Annotated in this window: 2 protein-coding genes and 1 tRNA gene; 1 reads left to right on the top strand and 2 read right to left on the bottom strand. The window is 53.9% G+C overall.

What is annotated here, in order from left to right; translation table 11 throughout:
- On the top strand, positions 1-1,041 hold a 1,041-nt coding region (locus E1297_RS14030; RefSeq protein ID WP_368669559.1), incomplete at its 5' end, for a TAXI family TRAP transporter solute-binding subunit.
- A gap of 33 nt (positions 1,042-1,074) precedes the next feature.
- Here the strand turns inward: E1297_RS14030 and E1297_RS14025 are convergent.
- Positions 1,075-2,823, bottom strand: coding sequence for an AAA family ATPase (locus E1297_RS14025; RefSeq protein WP_155139148.1), 1,749 nt, complete (start codon positions 2,821-2,823; stop codon positions 1,075-1,077).
- A gap of 379 nt (positions 2,824-3,202) precedes the next feature.
- Positions 3,203-3,292: transfer RNA gene (locus tag E1297_RS14020), tRNA-Ser, on the bottom strand.
- Between the last annotated feature and the right edge of the window lie 28 nt (positions 3,293-3,320).

Raw genomic sequence — 3,320 nt, 5'->3', positions numbered from 1 at the left:
CTGGTTAATGTCCTCACCAGAACGGTGTTCCCAATGGTGCTGGGGCTGGCGATACCGGTATCCGCGTCGGCATTTGAGCGGAACATTCTGACCGGTGGCCCCACCGGGACATATATTCAGATCGGCGGCGACATGAGTGACCTTGCTTCCGCTTGCGGTATCGAACTCAATGTCCGCGAAAGTGCGGGATCTCTGGAGAATTTTCTGGGGGTTCGCAAGCGCCGCCACACCCAGCTTGGGATCGTACAGAGCGACGTTCTGGAGTACCTGAAGACCTATTCAAGCGAAGACCCCGAGATCGCCCGCGCAATTTTCGGCGTCCGCATTGCCTTCCCGCTGTATAACGAGGAAGTTCATATTCTTGCTAAACGTGACATCAACTCCTTGTCTGATCTTAACGGTCGCCGCGTGGCGGTTGGCGTGGAGGATAGCGGAACATTTCTGACCGCATCACTCGTTCTGGATCTCGCTGGCGTGGTGCCTGCCGAGCGTCTCACCATCAATGCCGATACGTCACTGCAGATGCTACTTGATGGTAGTATCGATGCGTTCTTCTACGTTGCCGGGGCGCCCACCAAGATTTTTCAAACCGATCAGATCGATCCTGAAAAGCTGCATCTGCTGTCGGTCACGGATCCTACATTGGCAGCGGTTTACACTCCATCAAAGATCGAGGCTGGTACCTACCCGTTCCAAACCGAAACCATCGACGTGGTCGCGGTAAAGGCCGTTTTGATGACATACGAATACGATCGTGCGCGTAACTCTTACCATCAGGAAAGCTGCAAAGCGGTCGCGGATGTGGCTCATCTGATCGCAAAAGAGTTCCAGACACTGCAGCAATCCGGCCATCCGAAATGGAATGACGTGGACCTGAATGACATACCGCCGGGCTGGAACATTTCGGAATGCGTCAATCTGGGACTTAGCGAAGACTACGAGCTTGCCTGCGGTCCCGTCGTGTCGTCAGGGCAACCCAGTATCGAAAGCGAGGCAAACACTGCTTATCGCAACAGAATTTGCGCCGTGATCGGCTGTTGATCAATCAATAAAGGTTCGGCAAAGCGGTAGCGCCTAGTTCGTACTGATGTCTACCCAAGGCGATACCGCTTCTTGCCCGCCATGTTCATCAATCGCGGCAACACGCCATTGCTGCGCATCCGTTGGTACCATCAATCGCACCGCTGATAACTCTAAATCTGGCACGTCGAGGATCACGCTTCCCTCTGGCGAGGCGACCTCGATACGGTAGGTAGACGGATCCGGCCCCTCCCCGCTTGTCCAGACAAATTCAGCAACTCCGTCGGCCGACAAGTTCGAAAAAAGCTGCGTTGGTTCTGTCAAAGCTCCACTCTCGTAGTTTGACTGCAGATCGTTGAGCCGATCGACAGCGCCGCCTATTTCCGAGGCAGCCATCTTGTACCAAGCCCTGGCCAACGCAAGGTCCACAGGCACGCCTTCACCCGTTTCGTAAATCTGGCCAAGATAATAAGCGGACCTATCATGCCCGGCCAACGCCGCTCGGGCATAACTGGCGACGGCAGCATCGGCGTCAGTTCCGGCCAGCCGGAGTGCGGCTTGATACAGGCCGCTGGCGCTGGGATCGACCTCAGCTATTACATCCGACAGTCTTGTGACACGTGCTTGGGCCTCGATAGCCTTCTGAATATCTCCACCGACCTCAACACTATTGCCAGCGGGATTGATTCCCGGAAGATTCTGCGGGGTTGCTTCGCTCTCTCCGATCAATGACGACCGATACTCATCAAAGCCGCTTGCTGACATCAACAGATATGCTGCGGTCGTAACCGTCGCCAACCCTAGCAGACCGATCACAACTGCTGTGTTTCGGCCAAAAAAACGTGTGATCCCCTGTGTGTCATGAGGTTGGGAAAAACCTGCCTTAGTTGAGAACTGCGCATCAGTTCCAGCATGGTGAGCAATGGCTTGTGCACCTAAGCCCGCGGGCGCCAATGGGCTCAACCCGTTCGATGGAGGTTCATCCTCGACCAGTTTTCCGGGCTTATTGCTTCTGATATCGGCAGCAATTTTGCGAATGCTCTCGCGATCTATTTCGGTCAGATTTCTCTCATCCATAAAATGGCGAATTCCATCGCAGATAATGTTTATTTTGGCAGGTATACCGTTCGTCTGCAGAAACATCTCTCTCACAGCGTCGTCCGTAAGGCCGAGATCGCTGAAACCAAGCGCAACCAGATTTGCCCGCGCATATCCTCCCACATCTTCTTCGCTCATCACCTCCAGCATAAATGCAGGACCGGTGAGATCTGGCTGTGTATTCGACAAAATATCAGCTAGATTGGTGCTCCCAACGAGGACGAGCTTCAACTTGGGTCGTGTGCCCGCGCTTTCGTCGCACATCGAGCACAAATTACCGAGATATGTGTCAGTTAACTGGTCTGCATCATCTACAACCAAAACCGGAAATCTCTGTGCTGCATGAAGCGAGCCCAAAAGACTCGTTAATTCGTTTTGATTGCTTTCAATATCATCGGAGCAAGTTCGCTTGGGGTCAAAAGCCGACAACACGTCCGAGTGCACGTCACCCGTGAGGTGTTGAGGGTCGAGAATTGCTGCGATTGTGAAGCCGGGGGGGTTTGCCGCGATCAATTCTTGAACCAGCCGGGTCCGCCCTGTTCCGGAGCGCCCCCCAAAAATCGTAAGCGGGGCGCGACTCGTCGCTGCAAATCGCAGTCGTTCGAACGCTAGTTTGTGAACCTGGCTCCAATAAATCTTCGCGGAGTTCTCTGGCCCGGACTTCGCGCCTAAAGATAGTTCCGGTTGCCCCTTGGTGCCTTCCATTTCCCCACTCGCTATAAATTCTTAAAAACTCACAAATCTGGCCCATTCTGAGTCGCGGACTTCGCCGCTCCCTAAAAACCGGGGGCACATCCGTCGATACGGCAAAGATGTGGGTGTCTCACATCCTGCTCATTCTGAATCATCAATTTATTATCATGGGTCGGCAGCACCGGTTATTTTGCCGGAAAACAGGAAAAAAATCTAGGATCGCGATGGTTGTGTTCCAGGCGCGCAAATCACAAACGAATCACAAAGCAAGTCCAGATCCTGAGAGCGCGAAACAGGAACAGAGGTGGTCTTGGGACAATTTATCGGAAGAAACGCCAATATCGAGCGTCTTGGTGGCTAACTGTGGTCGTAAGCTTCGCCTAGTTTCTTATGGCGGGGAGACAGGGATTCGAACCCTGGGGACGCTCTCACGCCCAACGGTTTTCAAGACCGCCGCATTCGACCACTCTGCCACCTCCCCGCTGCGGGCAGGGTCTAAGGCCAAGTTG

The sequence above is a fragment of the Roseibium sp. RKSG952 genome (assembly GCF_009711355.1).
This window is presented reverse-complemented; position numbering and strand designations above follow the sequence as displayed.